We start from the raw sequence: 17,602 nt of genomic DNA, 5'->3' as shown, positions 1-17,602 counted from the left end.
GAAACCACGATGACCCGCACAGTTTACGTGAACGGCGACTACCTTCCCGAAACCGAGGCCAAGGTTTCGATCTTTGACCGGGGCTTTCTCATGGCCGATGGCGTCTATGAGGTGACAAGCGTGCTGGGCGGCAAGCTGATCGACTTCGACGGCCATGCGGTGCGGCTCAGCCGGTCGTTGAACGAGCTGGACATGAAGAACCCGATTTCCAAGGAAGACCTGCTGGAGGTGCACCGCGAACTGGTGCGCCTGAACGAGATCGATGAGGGTCTGGTGTATCTGCAGATCACGCGCGGATCGGATGGCGACCGCGATTTCGTCTTTCCCGCTGACGATACCGAGCCGACCATCGTGCTGTTCACCCAGAACAAACCCGGTCTGGCCGACAGCCCGGCGGCCAAGAAAGGCGCCAAGGTCATCAGCATCGAGGATATCCGCTGGGGCCGCCGCGACATCAAGACGGTGCAGCTGCTGTATCCGTCCATGGGCAAGATGATGGCGAAGAAGGCGGGCTGCGACGATGCGTGGATGGTCGAGGACGGTTTCGTGACCGAAGGAACCTCCAACAACGCCTATATCGTCAAGGGCAACCGGATCATCACGCGGCACTTGGGCAACGAGATCCTGCACGGGATCACCCGCGCCGCCGTCCTGCGCTTTGCCCGCGAGGCGCAGATGGAGGTCGAAGAGCGCAGCTTTACCATCGAAGAGGCGCAGGCGGCGGACGAGGCCTTCACCACATCCGCGTCGGCCTTCGTGATGCCGGTGGTCGAGATCGACGGCGTGTCGCTGGGCGATGGCACGCCCGGACGCGTGGCGCTGCGCCTGCGCGAGATCTATCTCGACGAGATGCGCAAGGCGGCTGTCTGACCCCACTTGCTGCCCGAGCGGGCGCGCGGCCCGCTCGGTGTCCTCCCGCGCTGGCGGTCCGCGCGACATCCAAGTCGGTGATCCAGAGTGTCAGGCGCCTGTGGCGTCGCCGCTGGCGTCAGACAGTCCGGCGAGACGCGCCGCGCCCCAAAACGCTCTGCAGGCAAGGCGCCAGGTGAGGCGCGGCGCTTCAGCCTTTGCCGACGTTTTCCTCGAACGCTTTCTTGAACGCTTCTTCCTGCGGGGCGCTGGCGTCGGTCTGGTAGCCCGCTTTCCATTCGTCCATCGTCATGCCGTAGAAAAGCTCGCGCGCCTCTTCCTTGCCGATCTCAATCCCGCGTTCGGCGGCGGCTTCCTGATACCAGCGGCTCAGGCAGTTGCGGCAAAATCCGGCGAGGTTCATCAGGTCGATGTTCTGCACGTCCGTGCGGTCTTCCATCAGGTGCTTTTGCAGACGCCGGAAGGCGGCGGCCTGAAGTTCGATTTCCTGCTGTGTGGGTGTGCTCATCTGGTTGGCTCCTGTCCATGTCAGCCCAAGATGGGGGCGCCGGGAAGGGCGGTCAACCGAACGACGGGGGTGCGTCCGCTGCCGCGACGTGATTTACTGCGGTCACGCGGCCCCGCGGGGCTGGACAATCTGCCGCTTCGCGGGTGATGTGACCGCTAACAAACTAGAGAGAACTGCCCCGATGAGACGCAAGCGCAATGTAAAGATCGTCGCCACCCTAGGTCCCGCCTCGGAGACGCCCGAGATGATCGGCGCGCTACACCACGCGGGCGCCGATGTGTTCCGGTTGAACATGAGCCACGGCAGCCACGAGGAAATCCGCGCCAAGCACGGCATGATCCGCCAGATCGAGGAAGAGACCGGATCCTCCATCGCGATTCTCGCGGATTTGCAGGGGCCGAAATTGCGTGTGGGCACCTTCGCTGACGAAAGCGAGGAACTTGCCGAAGGCGCAGATTTCCGGCTCGACCTCGACGAGACGCCGGGGGATGTGAATCGCGTCTGCCTGCCCCATCCCGAAATCTTTGCGGTGCTCGAACCGGGGGCCAGCCTGTTGGTCAATGACGGCAAGATACGCCTGAAAGTCCGCGACTGCGGCAAGGATTTTGCCGATTGCGAGGTGGTCACAGGCGGGACGATCTCGAACCGCAAGGGGGTCAACGTCCCCGATGTCGTGCTGCCGCTGGCTGCGCTCAGCGAAAAGGACCGCGCCGATCTGGAATTCGTCTGCGACCTCGGGGTCGACTGGCTCGCGCTCAGCTTCGTACAGCGGCCCGAGGATGTGCAGGAGGCCCGCGAACTGGCCGGAGGGCGTGCGGCGATCCTGTCGAAGATCGAAAAGCCCTCGGCGGTTGAGCGGTTCGACGACATTCTGGCCGTGTCCGACGGGATCATGATCGCCCGCGGCGATCTGGGGGTGGAGCTGCCCGTGCAGGCGGTGCCGCCGATCCAGAAGCGTCTGGTGCGCCGGTGCCGTGCGGTGGGCAAGCCGGTGATCGTGGCGACGCAGATGCTGGAATCGATGATCGAAAGCCCGATGCCCACCCGCGCGGAAGTCTCCGACGTTGCCACGGCCATCTACGAGGGGGCGGATGCGGTCATGCTGTCCGCCGAATCCGCCGCCGGCAGCTATCCGGTCGAGGCCGTGCAGACCATGGACCGCGTCGCCACCGAGGTCGAACAGGATCCGACCTACCGCCAGATCATCGAATCGAGCCGCACAGAGGGTCTGACCTCGGTCGCCGATGCCATCGTGGCCGCCGCGCGCGAGATCGCCGAGACCACCGATATCGCGGCCATCTGCTGCTTTACCCAGTCGGGCACCACCGCTTTGCTGACCGCGCGCGAGCGGCCCCGCGTGCCGATCATCGCGCTGACGCCCCTGCGCAGCACGGCCCGGCGGCTGGCGCTGAGCTGGGGGTGCAACTGCACGGTGACCAGCACGGTGGACCGCTTCAAGAAGGCGGTGGTCAGCGCCGTGCGCGCCGCCCGCGAAGAGGGCTTCGCCGGAGAGCGCGATTTCGTCGTGGTGACGGCGGGCGTGCCCTTCAACGTTCCCGGCAGCACCAATATCCTGCGCGTTGCCCCCTGTGATGAGCGTTTGATCTTTGCGTCCGATCCAGAGTAACGTGGGGTCAATATGACCAACGGAGTGCCGTGATGGACCTCGATCTTGCCCTCGTCCTTGGCATCATCATTGCCGCGCTTTCCATCCCCTCGATCCTGTCGGCGATCAGCGACCGGCGCGCGCCGCGGGCTTCGGCGATCACCGTCCTGATCGCGGGCGGCCTGATCGTTTTCGCAATCGCGGGCAAACCCGGCGGCTACTCGCTTCAGGAAATCCCCGATGTCTTCGTGAAAGTGGCCGCGCGCTACATGCCCTGACGGCGGACGGCGGCGGCTGGCAAAATCGGCTCTTGCCTCGCGCGGCGGCGCGTCCTATACGCCCAACTCATTCCTGCACGGCCGGCCGACAGTGGCATGCCGAGTCGTGCGTAAACCGTAGACGACAAGGAGACGGAAATGCCCAAGATGAAGACGAAGTCGAGCGCCAAGAAGCGCTTCAAGATCTCGGCGACCGGAAAGGTCATCGGCGGTCAGGCCGGCAAGCGCCACGGCATGATCAAGCGGAGCAAGAAATTCATCCGCGACGCACGCGGCACGACAGTCCTGTCGGAGCCCGATGCAAAGATCATCAAGGGCTTCATGCCCTACGACCGCTGATAAGGAGATCCTGAAATGTCCCGTACCAAAGGTGGAACAGTCGCCCACGCGCGCCACAAGAAAATCGTCAAGGCGGCCAAAGGTTACTACGGTCGTCGCAAGAACACCTTCAAGGTCGCCTCGCAGGCGGTCGACAAGGCCAACCAATACGCAACCCGTGACCGCAAGAACCGCAAGCGCAACTTCCGCGCGCTCTGGATCCAGCGGATCAACGCAGCCGTGCGCAGCCACGACGAGGCGCTGACATACAGCCGCTTCATCAACGGCCTGACACTGGCGGGGATCGAAGTGGACCGCAAGGTTCTGGCCGATCTGGCCGTGAACGAGCCCGAAGCATTCGGCGCCATCGTAAAGTCCGCACAGGACGCGCTGGCCGCCTGAACCGGCACCGGTCTGTAAAATCAAAGCCGCTCCCGGTCTTCGGGGGCGGCTTTTTCGTTTCCGGTGCGGGTGGTGTGCCGCGATCTCAGCGCGGGGGCAGCTTGTCGAAGGCGGGCAGGTCGTCGGGTATGCGGTGATAGGGCTGCGCGTCGCAGGTAAAGATCGCCGCCGCCGGTCCGGCATAGGCAGCCGGATCGTCCAGCGTGCCGACCTTGACCACCACGGCAGGGCGGTCGGGCAGGCGGGTCACCAGATGGGTGCCGCAGGTCGGGCAGAAATCGCGCCGGCGCGGGCTGTCCAGATCGGCGCGGGCAAACTGGGTCGGCGTGCCCTTGGTGATGGTGAAATCATCCGCCGCCACGATCATGAAGTAATTCGGCCCCCCGCCCGAGATATACTGGCATTCGCGGCAGTGGCACTGGGCCTGCCATTGCGCCGCGCCGGTAATCTTGTAGGTGATCTCGCCGCAGTAGCAGCGTCCGGTGTGGTTTGTCATCCTGTCCTCCCCTTGGATCGTACAACGCTAGGGGCAGGGCGGGCGGCTTGTCCAGCGCGCTTGCAATCGGACAGACCCGCGATTAGCAACGCCAAGGACAAACGAGGAAACGGGCATGGATGATCTGAAGCAGAAATACCTCAGCCAGATTGCGGATGCGGGCGACGAATCCGCGCTCGAGGATATCCGTCTTGCCGCCGTCGGCAAGAAGGGCGAAGTCGCTCTGAAGATGCGCGAACTGGGCAAGATGACGCCCGAGGAACGCCAGACCGCAGGCCCCGCGCTGAACGCGCTCAAGGACGAGATCAACAGCGCGCTCGCCGCCAAGAAAGCAGCGCTCGCCGATGCCGCGCTGGACGAGCGTCTGCGCGCCGAATGGCTGGACGTGACCCTGCCGGGGCGCGTGCGCCCTGCGGGCACCATCCACCCCGTCAGCCAGGTCACCGAAGAGCTGACCGCGATTTTCGCCGAAATGGGCTTCTCCGTTGCCGAAGGCCCGCGCATCGATACCGACTGGTACAACTTCGACGCGCTCAACATCCCCGGCCACCACCCCGCCCGGGCCGAGATGGACACCTTCTATATGGCGCGGGCCGAGGGCGACGACCGCCCGCCCCACGTGCTGCGCACCCACACCAGCCCGGTGCAGATCCGCACGATGGAGGCCGAAGGTGCGCCGCTGCGCATCATCTGCCCCGGCGGTGTCTACCGCGCCGATTACGACCAGACCCACACGCCGATGTTCCATCAGGTCGAAGGGCTCGCGATCGACCGCGACATCTCGATGGCGAACCTGAAATGGACGCTCGAGGAATTCTTCTCGGCCTTCTTCGAAATCGACGGCATCAAGACCCGCTTCCGGGCCTCGCACTTCCCCTTCACCGAACCTTCGGCCGAGGTCGACATCCAGTGCTCCTGGGTCGACGGCCAGCTGCGCATCGGCGAAGGCGACGGCTGGCTCGAAGTGCTGGGCTCCGGCATGGTCCACCCCAAGGTGCTGCAAGCGGGCGGGATCGACCCCAACGAATGGCAGGGCTTTGCCTTTGGCATGGGCATCGACCGGATCGCGATGCTGAAATACGGCATCCCCGACCTGCGGGCGTTCTTCGATTCAGACCTGCGCTGGCTGCGCCACTACGGCTTCGCGTCACTGGACCAGCCGAATTTGCATAGCGGGCTGAGCAGGTGACAGCGGCGATTTCAGCTTGTGAAAACGTCTGGCACGGCTTCGTACCGGTCAAAGGAGTAATAAAATGAAATTCACCCTCTCCTGGCTCAAGGATCACCTCGACACCACCGCGTCGCTGGACGAGATCACCTATGCGCTGACCGATCTCGGGCTCGAGGTCGAAGGCGTCGAGGACCGGGGCGCGAAGCTGGCCGATTTCACGCTCGGTTACGTTGAAAGCGCCGAAAAGCACCCCGATGCGGACCGCCTGCGCGTCTGTCAGGTCCAGACCGACGAGGGCGTGCAGCAGATCATCTGCGGCGCGCCGAACGCGCGCGAGGGGATCACCGTCGTGGTCGCCAAACCGGGTGTCTACGTGCCGGGCATCGACACCACCATCGGCGTGGGCAAGATCCGCGGGATCGAGAGCTTCGGCATGATGGCCTCCGAGCGCGAGCTGGAATTGTCGGACGAACATGACGGCATCATCGAACTGCCCTCGGGCAAGGTCGGCGACAGCTTTGTCGACTGGCTGGCCGAAAATGATCCGGCCAAGGTCGATCCGGTGATCGAGATCGCGATCACACCCAACCGGCCCGATGCGCTGGGCGTGCGCGGCATCGCCCGCGATCTTGCGGCACGGGGTCTGGGCAAGCTGAAGAAACGCGACTGCGACGCGGTCGAGGGCGCGTTTGCCTGTCCGGTCAGCGTGACCATCGACGAAGATACGCTCGACGCCTGTCCGGTGTTCTACGGGCGCGTCATCCGCGGTGTGAAGAACGGGCCGAGCCCCGCGTGGTTGCAGGATGCGCTGCGTGCCATCGGTCTGCGCCCGATCAGCTTTCTCGTGGATGTGACGAACTTCTTCACCTTCGATCGCAACCGTCCCCTGCACGTCTTCGACGCGGACAAGATCGCGGGCAACACCCTGCGCGTCCACCGCGCCAAGGGCGGCGAGACGCTCAAGGGGCTGGACGAGAAGGACTATACCTTCTCCGAGGGGATGACCCTGATCTCGGACGCGAACGGGGTGGAAAGCATCGCGGGCGTCATGGGGGGGCTGCCCTCCGGCGTGACGGAAGAGACCGAGAATGTCTTTATCGAAGCGGCCTATTTCGATCCGGTGCGTACCGCCTACACGGGCCGCGCGCTCAAGATCAACTCCGACGCGCGCTACCGGTTCGAGCGCGGGATCGACCCGGAATGGACGCCCTACGGGATCGAACATGCCACGCGGATGATCCTCGATCATGCGGGCGGTGAGGCGTCCGAGGTTGTCGTGGCGGGCCGCGTGCCCGATACCGCGCGCGCCTACCGTCTGGATGCCAAGCGCGTGATCAGCCTCGTTGGGATGGAAATCCCCGAGAGCGACCAGCGCCAGACGCTGACCGCGCTGGGGTTCCGGCTGGAGGGCGACATGGCCCATGTGCCCAGCTGGCGCCCCGACGTGCAGGGCGAGGCCGATCTGGTCGAGGAAGTCGCCCGCATCGCATCGCTGACCAAACTGCAGGGCCGGCCCCTGCCGCGTCTGAGCGACGGGGTGCCGCGCCCCGTGCTGTCGCCCGCGCAGCGCCGTGCGACCTCTGCACGGCGCACGGCGGCGGCGCTGGGATACCACGAATGCGTGAGCTACAGCTTCATCGACAGCGCCTCGGCGGCGCTGTTCGGTGGCGGCACGCAGGCGACGCAACTGGAAAACCCGATCAGCAGCGACATGAGCCACATGCGCCCCGATCTGCTGCCGGGCCTGTTGCAGGCCGCCGCGCGCAATCAGGCGCGGGGGCAGGCGGATATGGCGCTGTTCGAGCTTGGCCCCGTTTTCGACGGCGGCGAGCCGGGCGAGCAGCGCAGCCTGATCACCGGCATCCTCGTGGGCCGGACAGGCCCCAAGGATGTGCTGGGGGCTTCGCGGGCGGTGGATGTGTTCGACGCCAAGGCGGACGCGGAAGCGATCCTTGCGGCCATGGGCGCGCCCGCGAAAGTACAGATCATGCGCGGCGCCGAAGGCTGGTGGCATCCGGGCCGTCACGGGAAAATCTGCCTCGGCCCGAAGAAGGTTCTGGGTGTCTTCGGTGAATTGCACCCCAAGGTGCTGCGCGAGATGGATGTGAAGGGCCCCGTGGTCGCCTTCACGCTCTATCCCGACGAGGTACCCTTGCCGCGTAAATCCGGTGCCACGCGCCCGGCGCTGAAGCTGAGCGACCTTCAGGCGGTGGAGCGCGATTTCGCTTTCGTGGTCGATGCCGATGTCGAGGCGCTGACCGTGGTCAATGCCGCGATGGGGGCCGACAAGACCCTGATCAGCGACGTGCGGGTCTTCGATGAATTCATCGGCGGAAGCCTTGGCGAGGGGAAGAAATCGCTCGCCATCACGGTGCGTCTGCAACCGGTCGAGGCCACGCTGAAGGACGCGGATATCGAGGCGATCGGCCAGCGGGTCGTGGAGAAAGTGGCGAAAGCCACCGGCGGGACGTTGCGGGGATAATCACGGGCGTCGCGCGGGCTGCGGGCGCGGAATTGAGTTTATTGGCAAAATGGAGAAGCCCCGGCGGCGCATCGCAAGGCCGGAAGGCGCAGGAGGGAACGACGATGTTGAAAGTGTATCTTTCGGGTGAAATCCACACCGACTGGCGCGAGCGGATCGTGGCAGGGGCGCAGGACCTCGATGTCGTGTTCGACAGCCCGGTGACGGATCACGCGGCCAGTGACGATTGCGGGGTTGCGATCCTCGGGGCCGAGCCGGACAAGTTCTGGCACGACCGGAAGGGCGCGCAGATCAATGCGATCCGTACCCGCAAGGGCATCGAGGAGGCGGATGTGGTCGTGGTGCGCTTCGGGGACCAGTACAAGCAGTGGAATGCCGCCTTCGACGCGGGATATGCCGCGGCACTGGGCAAATCGCTGGTGATCCTGCACGGGCCCGATCACGCGCATGCGCTGAAGGAGGTGGACGCCGCGGCGCTTGCGGTCGCGTCCGAGCCGGAGCAGGTGGTCGATATCCTGCGCTACGTGCTGACCGGCAAACTGCCCTGACCGCCCGCCCCGGGAGAGTGCCGCGATGAGGAGAGACCAGTCTTCGTTCTGGGACAAGCGTGCGGCGAAATACGCGGCCTCCCCGATCGGGGACGAAGTGGCCTATGACCATACGATAGCGCGCACCATCACCTATCTGGATCCCGGCCAGCGGGTCATCGAGATCGGCTGCGGGACGGGGACGACGGCGCTGCGTCTGGCCCCGCATAGCGGCACCTATCTGGGAACGGATATCTCGGCCGAGATGATCTACATCGCGCGGGCGAAAGCCGCAGAGGCCGGGCTGGACGCGCTGCGGTTCGAAGTGGGCGCGGGTGCGCAGACGCTGGGCCAGACGGATGGCGCGGATGTGGTGCTGGCCTTCAACCTGTTGCATCTGGTCGAGGATCTGGAGGGCCTTTTGCGCGCGGTCCATGCCACACTGCCCGCGGGGGGATATTTCATCTCGAAAACCGCCTGCCTCGCCGATCCGTCGCTGGGCGTGAAGCGCTTTGCCTTTGCCGCGATGATCCCTGCCATGCAGGCGATCGGCATGGCGCCCTTCGTGCGGCGGCTGAGTTTTGCAGGGGCCGAGGCCGCCATCGCCGCCGCCGGTTTCGACATCGTCGAAACCGGCAGCTTTCCGGCGATGAGCCGCTTTATCGTGGCGCGCAGGATCTAGTCGCGCGGCGGGGTTACCAGACCTTTCTGGACCGCCGGCCGGGCCTCGAACCGGGCCAGATAGTCGATCAGGTTGGTATGATCGTCCCAGCCGACCACCTCTTTCGCGCCGTAGAAATCCAGCGCGCGCAGCCAGGGTGCGATGGCGATATCGGCGATGGTATAGTGGCTGCCCGTGATCCACTCCTTGCCCGCGAGTTCGAGGTTCAGCACCGCGAGCAGGCGCTTGGCCTCGTTGATATAGCGTTCCTGCGGGCGCTTGTCCTCCCATTCGGAACCCGCGAACTTGTAGAAGAACCCCAGCTGTCCCAGCATCGGCCCGAGCCCGCCCATCTGGAACATCAGCCACTGGATCGCCTTGGCCTTGTCCTCGGGGCCCTCGCCCAGCAGCTTTCCGGTTTTCTCGGCCAGATAGATCAGGATCGCGCCGCTCTCGAACAGCCCCACGGGTTTGCCCTCCGGCCCATCGGGATCAATGATCGCGGGGATCTTGTTGTTGGGGTTAAGCGACAGGAACTCCGCGCTTTTCACGTCCGCATCGGCCAGCGTGACCTTGTGCGCCTCGTAAGGCAGGCCGGTTTCCTCGAGCGCGATGGAGACTTTCACGCCGTTGGGCGTGGGGAAGGAATAGAGTTGAAGAACGTCGCTGTTAACGGGTTTCCATCGTGAGGTGATCGGGAATGCGCTTAGGTCTGTCATAGGGTGTGCTCCTTTAATCCAATGCAAGACCTAGGCGCTTTTTCCCCGCAAAACAGTCTTTGAGCGGCGCATTTTTCTGCTACCAGATGTTCGGCGGGGGGCGAGGGGAATTTGCCACCTGACTTTATGGCAGAGGAAAAACGTCAATGATCAACGAATTCAAGGATTTCATCGCCAAGGGCAATGTCATGGACATGGCCGTTGGTATCATCGTCGGGGCGGCCTTCACCGCGATTGTCACATCGCTGGTCGGTGACATCATCAACCCGATCATCGCGCTGTTTACCGGCGGTATCGACTTCTCAGGCTGGTTCTACGTGCTGGGCGATGGCGAATTCGCCTCCATCGAAGCGGCGACGGAAGCCGGCGTGCCGGTCTTTGCCGTGGGCAAGTTCATCATGGCCGTGATCAACTTCCTCATCATCGCGTTTGTCGTGTTCATGCTGGTCAAGATGGTCAACCGCATCAAGGCCGCCGCCGAGACGCCGGACGACGTGGCACCCGACGTCAACACCGGCCCGAGCGAGCTGGACGTTCTGCTGGAAATCCGCGATGCGCTGAAAAAGTAAGGCAGGTTCAGGCCGGGTCTGTCGGGGCGGGGGTTTTCCCCGCCCTTTTTCGTGGGTAGACGGGGCGCTGACTCACAAGGACAGCGACATGACATCCGCCCTGACCATCGCCAGAGCAAGCATCGCCGTGGGCCTCGTGGTGCTCGCGATCAAGACGCTGGCCTGGTGGATCACCGGATCGGTCGCCTTGTTTTCGGACGCTCTGGAAAGCGTCGTGAACGTGGCGACAGCCGTCGCGGCTCTGGTGGCGCTCAGCGTGGCGGCGCGGCCTGCGGATGCCAAACACCCTTTTGGACATCACAAGGCGGAATATGTCTCGGCGGTGCTCGAAGGGGTGCTGATCGTCATCGCGGCGGCGCTGATCCTGCATTCGGCGGCCCGTGGGCTGATGGCGCCGCAGGCGATAGACGCGCCTTTCGCGGGGCTGGCGATCAACCTCTTCGCTGGCGCGCTCAACGGTGTCTGGGCCTTCGTGCTGCTGCGGGCGGGGCGGCGGTTCTCGTCGCCCGCGCTTACGGCGGACGGGCGGCATCTGATGGCGGATGTGGTGTCATCGCTGGGGGTGACGGTCGGTGTGTCAGCGGCGGTCCTCACGGATTGGTGGTGGCTCGATCCGGTGCTGGCGGCGCTGGTGGCGGTCAACATCCTGTGGTCCGGCTGGGTGGTGATCCGCGCCTCCATCGGCGGGCTGATGGACGAATCGGTGCCCGAGAGCGATCTGGCCCAGATGCGCGACATTGTGCAGACGCATGCGGGCGGCGCGATCGAGGCGCATGATCTGCGCGCGCGTCACGCCGGGGCCGCCACCTTCATCGATTTCCATCTGGTCGTGCCGGAGGACATGACGGTTTTTGACGCCCATGCGATCTGCGACCGGGTCGAGGCGGCGCTGAAAGAGGCGATCAGCAACTGCGCCGTCACCATCCATGTCGAGCCCGAGCACAAGGCGAAGCCGTCCGAGGCGCTGCTGCTCTGAGGGGTAGGGCGACCGGTGAGGGCCGCCCGCACCCCGAGGGATCACATCTTCAGTGCCAGCGATGGCGATACCACATCGAGCCCCAGCGCCTTGCCGACCGCATAGTAGGTCAGCTTGCCCGCGTGGACGTTCAGGCCGGCCAGCAGGTGTTCATCCTCCGCGCAGGCCTGCTTCCAGCCCTTGTCGGCCAGTGCCAGCATGAAGGGCATCGTCGCGTTGCCAAGGGCGATGGTCGAGGTCCGGGCCACCGCGCCGGGCATGTTGGCCACGCAATAGTGCATGATCCCGTCCACGTCATAGATCGGGTCCTCGTGGGTTGTGGCGTGCGAGGTCTCGAAACAGCCGCCCTGATCGATCGCCACGTCCACCAGCGCCGCGCCGGGTTTGAGCTCGGACAGCTGTTCGCGGCTGATCAGCTTGGGGGCCGCCGCACCGGGGATCAGGACCGCGCCGATGATCATATCCGCCTCGCGCGCCAGATCCATGGTGTTGCCCGCGCTGGCAAAGCTGGTCTTGAACACGCCCGCGAAGGTATCGTCGAGATAGCGCATCCGCGGCAGCGACCGGTCCAGAACGGTGACATCCGCGCCCATGCCCGCCGCGACACGCGCCGCGTGGGTGCCGACGACACCGCCGCCGATCACCACCACGCGGGCAGGGGTGACGCCCGGCACGCCGCCCATCAGCACACCGCGCCCGCCGTTCGCCTTTTGCAGGGTCCACGCGCCGACCTGCGGGGCCAGACGGCCCGCAACCTCGGACATCGGCGCCAGCAGGGGCAGGCCGCCGCTGCGGTCTGTCACGGTCTCATAGGCGATGGCGGTACAGCCGCTGTCGAGCAGATCCTTGGTTTGCGCCGGATCGGGGGCGAGGTGCAGATAGGTGAACAGCACCTGTCCCTCGCGCAGCATCTTGCGCTCCACCGCCTGCGGCTCCTTCACCTTCACGATCATATCCGCGCTGGCAAAGATTTCCTCGGCGGTGTCGATGATCTGCGCGCCCGCCTCGGTATAGGCGATGTCCTCGAACCCCGCACCGGCCCCCGCGCCGGTCTCGATCAGTACTTCGTGCCCGTGCGACCTGGCCTCGCGGGCGGCGTTCGGGGTGATCCCGACGCGAAATTCCTGTGGTTTGATTTCCTTGGGGCAACCGATCTTCATGACGTATCCTCCCGTCGATGATGTGATGATCGGGATATACGCCCGATAGCGCGCAATTTGGCGTCGATTACGGGTCGCCGCCCCCCTGCCTTTTCGAATAGTCTGCGAAGAATCGACCGATTTGCGCAAGGGATTGTCACGAATGGCGCTGGATACCATAGACCGAAGCATTCTTGCGGCCCTGCAACGCGCCGGCCGGATGTCGAATGCGGAACTCTCCGAGAAGGTGCACCTGTCTCCTTCGGCCTGCCACAGGCGGGTGCAAAGACTGGAAACCGAAGGCTACATCCGCGACTACGTGGCGCTTCTGGATTCGCGCAAGCTGGGCGTGCCGACCACGGTTTTCGTCGAGATCACGCTTCAGGGGCAGGCGGACGAGCTGCTGGACGCCTTCGAGAAATCGGTCGCCCGCATCCCGGATGTGCTGGAATGTCACCTGATGGCGGGCTCCGCCGACTATCTGCTCAAGGTGGTGGCGGAAAATACCGAGGATTTCGCGCGGATCCACCGCCAACACCTCGCCCGGCTGCCCGGCGTGCAGGGCATGCAGTCCAGTTTCGCGCTGAGAACCGTGTTCAGGACGACCGCCCTGCCGGTCTGAGCGGTCAGGGCTCCCAGCGGAACCCCTTGCCGTCCGCGCGCACCCGCCCCAGCGACGGCAGCGCGAAGTGGCTGCCCAACACGGTCGCACCGCTCTCGCAGGCGTCCTGCAGCAGCGCGATGCGCGAACTGACGGCACGCGGCGCGTCGACATCGAATTTGAAATGCCATTCGGGATGGAAGCACTGGGCCGTGGTGTGCAGGGCGTCGCCGGTGATGATCGCCTCGGCCCCGCCGTTGCGCACCCGCACCGACACATGGCCCGGCGTGTGGCCCGGTGTCGGGATCAGCGTCACCTCGTCGCCAAGCGCGTGACCCTCGGTGACCATCTCCGCCTGTCCCGCCTCGATGACCGGCAGAACGCTCTCGCGGTAGAAATCGCTTCCGCGCACCCGTGGCACCTCCTCGTCCGCTGCGGGCAGCAGGTAGCGCGCATTGGGGAAGGTCGGCACCCAACGCCCGTCCTCCAGCCGGGTGTTCCAGCCGATGTGGTCGGTGTGCAGATGGGTGCAGAGCACGTAATCCACATCGTCCGGCGTCACCCCCGCGGCGGTCAGCGCCGCCATGAACCGCGTGTCCGACCGCTGGTGCCAGTCGGGCAGACCCGGCACCGTCTTGTCGTTGCCCACGCAGGCATCGACCAGAATCAGATGCGCGGGCGTTTTCAGCAAGAAGCCCTGTATCGGCAGGATCAGCTTGCCGGTCTGCGCACAGAGCCCCCCGGGCACCAGATCGGCGAAGATCCGGGCCACATCCGGCCCCGCGTTCGGAAACAGGTCTTCCGGCGTCAGGAACGGCCCGTTCATGTCCAGAATACGCCAGACCTCGACTTCACCGATTTTGCACAGCACCCGCTTTCCCCCGTTCCCTTTTGCAGACCCCGCCGACGCTAGCCGATATTCGCCCCCGCGCAAGCTGCGCGTCCGGGGCAGGGGCGATGTGATGTGGATCAAGGTTCGCGCGTGCAGCGGGTGATACTGTCGGAGAATCGCAAAACAGGAGGATCCACGATGATCGACGTCAAGACTGCGGTGCAGGACGACCTGCTGGAAATTCACATGACCGGCCCCGTCACCGACAACGACTACAGCGATGTTCTAATCCCCGCACTCGACGCGGCGCTGGCGCGGGTCGACAAGGTGCGGATGCTGGTGGTGCTGGACGCGGACCTGTCCGATTTCACCATGGGCGCGCTCTGGGACGATGCCCGCCTCGGCCTGTCGCGCTGGAACGGCTTCGACCGGGTGGCCATCGTCACGGCAAAGGAGGGCATCGCGCGGCTGATCCGCGGCTTTTCGATCTTCATGCCCTGTCCGGTCTCGGTCTTTGCCAAGGGGGCCGAGGACGACGCGCGGCGCTGGCTCTCCGAATCTCTGGGGGCCATCCACCAGACCGATCTGGGCGGCGGCGTGCTGCACATCGCGCTGCTGGGCAAGATCGATGCGGATGTCTACGAGGCCGAAACCGAAGACCTGAACGCGTTCATCCGCGCCAACGACCGCTTTCGCCTGCTGCTCGATATCCGGCAGTTCGACGGCTGGCAGGGGCTGACCGCGCTGGCGGCGCATTTCCGGCTGGTGCGCGACCACGCAGGCCAGCTGGACAGGGCCGCCATCGTCGGCAACGCGCGCTGGAAAGGGATGGTCGTGCAGGTGGTCAAACGCCTGATCGGCAAGGAAGCGCGGTATTTCGGGGGCAACGATTTCGCCGCTGCGAAGGCATGGATCACCGCCGACTGACCGGCGGACAAAGCAAAACCCCCGAAGCGGCAAGGCATCGGGGGCTCTATTCGTAAATGAAAGCTGCGGGGATGATTTACATCATACCTTCGCGTTGTGCTTTCTTGCGTGCCAGCTTGCGGGCACGGCGGATCGCTTCGGCTTTCTCGCGTGCTTTCTTCTCGGACGGTTTCTCGAAATGTTGCTTGAGCTTCATTTCACGAAACACACCCTCGCGCTGAAGTTTCTTCTTCAGGGCGCGCAGCGCTTGATCGACGTTGTTATCGCGAACACTAACCTGCATGTGGTTTTCACCACCTTTCTAAGTTGAGTTGCAAGGATTTGCAGGAGGTGGCCTGATACCAAAGCCGTGCTAGTTTGTCCAGTACCCAATACCCCGCCCGCGCTATAGGCTGCTCCCAAAGGAGACCCGCAATGACCGACGAATCGCCACTGCCCCCCAAGGACCGGATTCTCGATGCCGCGATGATGCACGTGGCATTCGACGGCTGGTCGCAGACCACCTTTGACGCTGCGGTGAACGAGGCGGATGTGGACAACACCGTCGCGCGCAGCCTCTTTCCCCGCGGGCCGGTGGACCTTGCGCTCTATTACCACCGCAAGGGCGACGAGGCGATGCTGGCAAGGCTGGCCGAAGCCGATCTCGCCGACATGCGCTTTCGCGACCGTGTGGCGGCGGCGGTGCGCTTCCGGCTCGAAGCAGTCGACGACAAGGAAGCCGTGCGCCGGGGCACCACGCTTTTTGCGCTGCCGGTCTATGCACCGGACGGGGCGCGGGCGATCTGGGGCACGGCGGACGCGATCTGGGACGCGTTGGGCGACACCTCCGATGACGTGAACTGGTACACCAAGCGCGCCACTCTCAGCGCGGTCTATTCCGCCACCGTGCTGTTCTGGCTCGGCGACCAGAGCGAGGGGCACGAGGCGACGTGGGCGTTCCTCGACCGCCGTATCGACGACATCATGCAGATCGAAAAGATCAAGGCGGGCGTTAACAACAACCCGGTCCTGAGCCGCCTGATGACCGGCCCGAACTGGCTGCTGGGCCAGATCAAGGCCCCGCAGAAGTTCAAGCGGCAGGGCCTGCCGGGCAGCTGGTCGCGGCGCTAGCGCGGGCGGACGGGCAGGGCAGCTTTCGCTTTTCGGGCGGCGGCGGGCCTGCTAGGTCAGCGCGACCCTTCCGCTTGCAAGGCCCGTGCCCCCGTGACCGCATCTGACAGTCTTCTCGATCTTCGCGATGTCGATCTGACCCTCGACGGGCGCGCGGTGCTGCGCGACGTGACCCTGCGCACGGATGCGCGGCGGATCGCCGTGCTGGGGCGCAACGGATCGGGCAAGACCACGCTGGCGCGGGTCATCGCCGGGCTGCAACGCCCCGATGGGGGCCAGGTGGCCATTGCGGGCATCGACGTGGGCCGCGACCGGCGCGGTGCGCTCGCCGCAGTCGGGATCCTGTTCCAGAACTCTGATCACCAGATCATTTTCCCCACCGTGTCCGAGGAGCTCGCCTTCGGGCTTATGCAGATGGGACAGGACCGGGCCACCGCCGCACGGGGGGTGGACGCGATCCTTGCGCGTTTCGGCAAAACCGCGTGGCGGGACGCGCCGGTGCAATCGCTGTCGGGCGGTCAGAAGCAACTGGTCTGCCTGATGGCGATCCTTGCCATGCAGCCCCGGCTGATCGTGCTGGACGAACCCTTTGCGGGTCTCGATATCCCGACAGCGATGCAGTTGCGCCGGGTGCTGGACCGCATCGATGTGGCGCTGGTGCAGATCACCCACGATCCCGCGTCGGTGACGGGCTACGACCACGCGCTCTGGCTCGACAGCGGGCGGATCGTGCAGCAGGGCGCCGCGGGCGAGGTCGCCCAAGCCTTTCGTGCGCGGATGGAAGAACTGGGGGCGAGCGATGATCTCACTGACGTCGCCGGTTAGGACCCGCGCCCACGACTGGCCCGCCGGGGTCAAGCTGGCGGCGCTCTGCGCCGCGACGCTGGGTCTGTTCGCGCTGGAGGATGTGCGCGCGCAGGCGGTCGTGGCGCTGGGGGTGCTGACGCTCTACGCGCTGCCGGGGGCCGTGTTCCTGCGGTACGGGCTGGGCCGTCTGCGCCCGCTCTGGCCGTTTGTCGTGCTTCTCGCGCTCTGGCACGGGATCACCGGCACATGGGCCGAAGGGGCTGTCGTCGGCCTGCGGATGCTCAGCGCTGTCGCGCTGGCCAATCTGGTGACGATGACAACGCGGCTCGATGCGATGATGGCGGTGGTGCGCCGGCTCCTGCGCCCTTTCGTGCGGCTGGGGGTGCGTCCGCGCGCAATCGAGCTTGCGGTTGCGCTGGTGATCCGCTTTACCCCGGTTCTGACGCAGAAGGGCGCCGCCCTTGCCGATGCGTGGCGCGCCCGGTCGCGCCGCAAACCGGGCTGGAGGGTCATCGTGCCCTTCATGGCGCTGGCGCTGAAAGACGCGGACGATGTGGCCGATGCGCTGCGCGCCCGTGGTGGTATGAATGACTGAGACAGGAT

General features: G+C 65.2%; 22 protein-coding genes. 16 read left to right on the top strand and 6 right to left on the bottom strand.

Annotated elements, in window-relative coordinates:
• Positions 1-9: 9 nt before the first annotated feature.
• A complete protein-coding gene (locus ABMC89_RS09885) occupies positions 10-870 on the top strand; it encodes a D-amino-acid transaminase (protein ID WP_349567682.1) in 861 nt (286 codons plus the stop codon).
• A gap of 190 nt (positions 871-1,060) precedes the next feature.
• Here ABMC89_RS09885 and ABMC89_RS09880 read toward each other — a convergent pair whose 3' ends face one another.
• On the bottom strand, positions 1,061-1,378 hold the full coding sequence (locus ABMC89_RS09880; RefSeq protein ID WP_349567680.1) for a DUF1244 domain-containing protein: 318 nt from the start codon (positions 1,376-1,378) through the stop codon (positions 1,061-1,063).
• A 181-nt stretch (positions 1,379-1,559) separates the two neighbouring features.
• Between ABMC89_RS09880 and pyk the strand changes: the two genes are divergently transcribed.
• The 4 genes from pyk to rplT all read left to right on the top strand — a co-directional run bounded on the left by pyk (position 1,560) and on the right by rplT (position 3,982).
• Positions 1,560-3,005: a pyruvate kinase gene (gene pyk / locus ABMC89_RS09875; RefSeq protein WP_349567678.1), complete on the top strand. Its 1,446-nt coding sequence runs from the start codon at positions 1,560-1,562 to the stop codon at positions 3,003-3,005.
• Positions 3,006-3,037: 32 nt separating this feature from the next.
• Positions 3,038-3,262: a hypothetical protein gene (locus ABMC89_RS09870; RefSeq protein ID WP_349567676.1), complete on the top strand. Its 225-nt coding sequence runs from the start codon at positions 3,038-3,040 to the stop codon at positions 3,260-3,262.
• A gap of 138 nt (positions 3,263-3,400) precedes the next feature.
• Positions 3,401-3,601: a 50S ribosomal protein L35 gene (gene rpmI / locus ABMC89_RS09865; RefSeq protein WP_212704060.1), complete on the top strand. Its 201-nt coding sequence runs from the start codon at positions 3,401-3,403 to the stop codon at positions 3,599-3,601.
• A gap of 15 nt (positions 3,602-3,616) precedes the next feature.
• Positions 3,617-3,982 carry a 50S ribosomal protein L20 gene (gene rplT, locus ABMC89_RS09860; protein ID WP_349567674.1) on the top strand — a complete coding sequence of 122 codons (366 nt, stop codon included), beginning with the start codon at positions 3,617-3,619 and terminating at the stop codon, positions 3,980-3,982.
• Between the two features lie 85 nt (positions 3,983-4,067).
• On the opposite strand, the gene ABMC89_RS09855 is transcribed toward rplT, so the two are convergent.
• A complete protein-coding gene (locus ABMC89_RS09855; RefSeq protein ID WP_349567672.1) occupies positions 4,068-4,478 on the bottom strand; it encodes a GFA family protein in 411 nt (136 codons plus the stop codon).
• Between the two features lie 115 nt (positions 4,479-4,593).
• On the opposite strand from ABMC89_RS09855, the gene pheS reads away from it, so the two are divergent.
• From pheS to ABMC89_RS09835, 4 genes are all read left to right on the top strand, one after another.
• The gene (gene pheS / locus ABMC89_RS09850) at positions 4,594-5,667 is read left to right on the top strand and encodes a phenylalanine--tRNA ligase subunit alpha (RefSeq protein WP_349567670.1); all 1,074 of its coding nucleotides are present in this window, start codon (positions 4,594-4,596) and stop codon (positions 5,665-5,667) included.
• A gap of 64 nt (positions 5,668-5,731) precedes the next feature.
• Positions 5,732-8,131, top strand: a complete 2,400-nt coding sequence (pheT, locus tag ABMC89_RS09845; RefSeq protein ID WP_349567668.1) for a phenylalanine--tRNA ligase subunit beta — start codon at positions 5,732-5,734, stop codon at positions 8,129-8,131.
• A 104-nt stretch (positions 8,132-8,235) separates the two neighbouring features.
• Positions 8,236-8,679, top strand: a complete 444-nt coding sequence (locus tag ABMC89_RS09840) for a YtoQ family protein (RefSeq protein ID WP_349567666.1) — start codon at positions 8,236-8,238, stop codon at positions 8,677-8,679.
• A gap of 25 nt (positions 8,680-8,704) precedes the next feature.
• Positions 8,705-9,340: a class I SAM-dependent methyltransferase gene (locus ABMC89_RS09835; protein WP_349567664.1), complete on the top strand. Its 636-nt coding sequence runs from the start codon at positions 8,705-8,707 to the stop codon at positions 9,338-9,340.
• On the opposite strand, the gene ABMC89_RS09830 is transcribed toward ABMC89_RS09835, so the two are convergent.
• Entirely contained in the window at positions 9,337-10,038 is a 702-nt protein-coding gene (locus ABMC89_RS09830; protein WP_349567662.1) for a glutathione S-transferase family protein, read from the bottom strand. The genes ABMC89_RS09835 and ABMC89_RS09830 overlap by 4 nt on opposite strands.
• Positions 10,039-10,184: 146 nt before the next feature.
• Between ABMC89_RS09830 and mscL the strand changes: the two genes are divergently transcribed.
• Together mscL and ABMC89_RS09820 are read left to right on the top strand one after the other, a co-directional pair.
• On the top strand, positions 10,185-10,607 hold the full coding sequence (gene mscL / locus ABMC89_RS09825) for a large conductance mechanosensitive channel protein MscL (RefSeq protein WP_349567660.1): 423 nt from the start codon (positions 10,185-10,187) through the stop codon (positions 10,605-10,607).
• Between the two features lie 88 nt (positions 10,608-10,695).
• Positions 10,696-11,583, top strand: a complete 888-nt coding sequence (locus ABMC89_RS09820; RefSeq protein WP_349567658.1) for a cation diffusion facilitator family transporter — start codon at positions 10,696-10,698, stop codon at positions 11,581-11,583.
• Between the two features lie 41 nt (positions 11,584-11,624).
• Here ABMC89_RS09820 and ald read toward each other — a convergent pair whose 3' ends face one another.
• A complete protein-coding gene (ald, locus tag ABMC89_RS09815) occupies positions 11,625-12,743 on the bottom strand; it encodes an alanine dehydrogenase (protein ID WP_349567656.1) in 1,119 nt (372 codons plus the stop codon).
• Between the two features lie 142 nt (positions 12,744-12,885).
• On the opposite strand from ald, the gene ABMC89_RS09810 reads away from it, so the two are divergent.
• Entirely contained in the window at positions 12,886-13,344 is a 459-nt protein-coding gene (locus ABMC89_RS09810) for an Lrp/AsnC family transcriptional regulator (RefSeq protein ID WP_349567654.1), read from the top strand.
• A 4-nt stretch (positions 13,345-13,348) separates the two neighbouring features.
• On the opposite strand, the gene ABMC89_RS09805 is transcribed toward ABMC89_RS09810, so the two are convergent.
• Complete coding sequence (locus ABMC89_RS09805; protein WP_349567652.1) at positions 13,349-14,194, bottom strand: MBL fold metallo-hydrolase; 846 nt, start codon at positions 14,192-14,194, stop codon at positions 13,349-13,351.
• Positions 14,195-14,353: 159 nt separating this feature from the next.
• Between ABMC89_RS09805 and ABMC89_RS09800 the strand changes: the two genes are divergently transcribed.
• On the top strand, positions 14,354-15,082 hold the full coding sequence (locus ABMC89_RS09800) for a SpoIIAA family protein (protein ID WP_349567650.1): 729 nt from the start codon (positions 14,354-14,356) through the stop codon (positions 15,080-15,082).
• Positions 15,083-15,158: 76 nt separating this feature from the next.
• Here the strand turns inward: ABMC89_RS09800 and rpsU are convergent, their stop codons facing one another.
• Entirely contained in the window at positions 15,159-15,365 is a 207-nt protein-coding gene (rpsU, locus tag ABMC89_RS09795; protein WP_007118112.1) for a 30S ribosomal protein S21, read from the bottom strand.
• Between the two features lie 131 nt (positions 15,366-15,496).
• On the opposite strand from rpsU, the gene ABMC89_RS09790 reads away from it, so the two are divergent.
• The 3 genes from ABMC89_RS09790 to ABMC89_RS09780 all read left to right on the top strand — a co-directional run bounded on the left by ABMC89_RS09790 (position 15,497) and on the right by ABMC89_RS09780 (position 17,594).
• Entirely contained in the window at positions 15,497-16,192 is a 696-nt protein-coding gene (locus ABMC89_RS09790) for a COQ9 family protein (protein WP_349567648.1), read from the top strand.
• A gap of 93 nt (positions 16,193-16,285) precedes the next feature.
• Positions 16,286-17,017, top strand: coding sequence for an energy-coupling factor ABC transporter ATP-binding protein (locus ABMC89_RS09785; protein ID WP_349567646.1), 732 nt, complete (start codon positions 16,286-16,288; stop codon positions 17,015-17,017).
• On the top strand, positions 16,992-17,594 hold the full coding sequence (locus ABMC89_RS09780) for an energy-coupling factor transporter transmembrane component T family protein (protein WP_349567644.1): 603 nt from the start codon (positions 16,992-16,994) through the stop codon (positions 17,592-17,594). The genes ABMC89_RS09785 and ABMC89_RS09780 overlap by 26 nt, the downstream gene beginning before the upstream one ends.
• Positions 17,595-17,602 lie beyond the last annotated feature (8 nt).

It is taken from the genome of Sulfitobacter sp. HNIBRBA3233 (assembly GCF_040149665.1).
GTDB lineage: Bacteria > Pseudomonadota > Alphaproteobacteria > Rhodobacterales > Rhodobacteraceae > Sulfitobacter > Sulfitobacter marinivivus.
The sequence above is the reverse complement of the archived record's forward strand: the minus strand, read 5'-3'. Positions and strand labels throughout refer to the sequence as shown.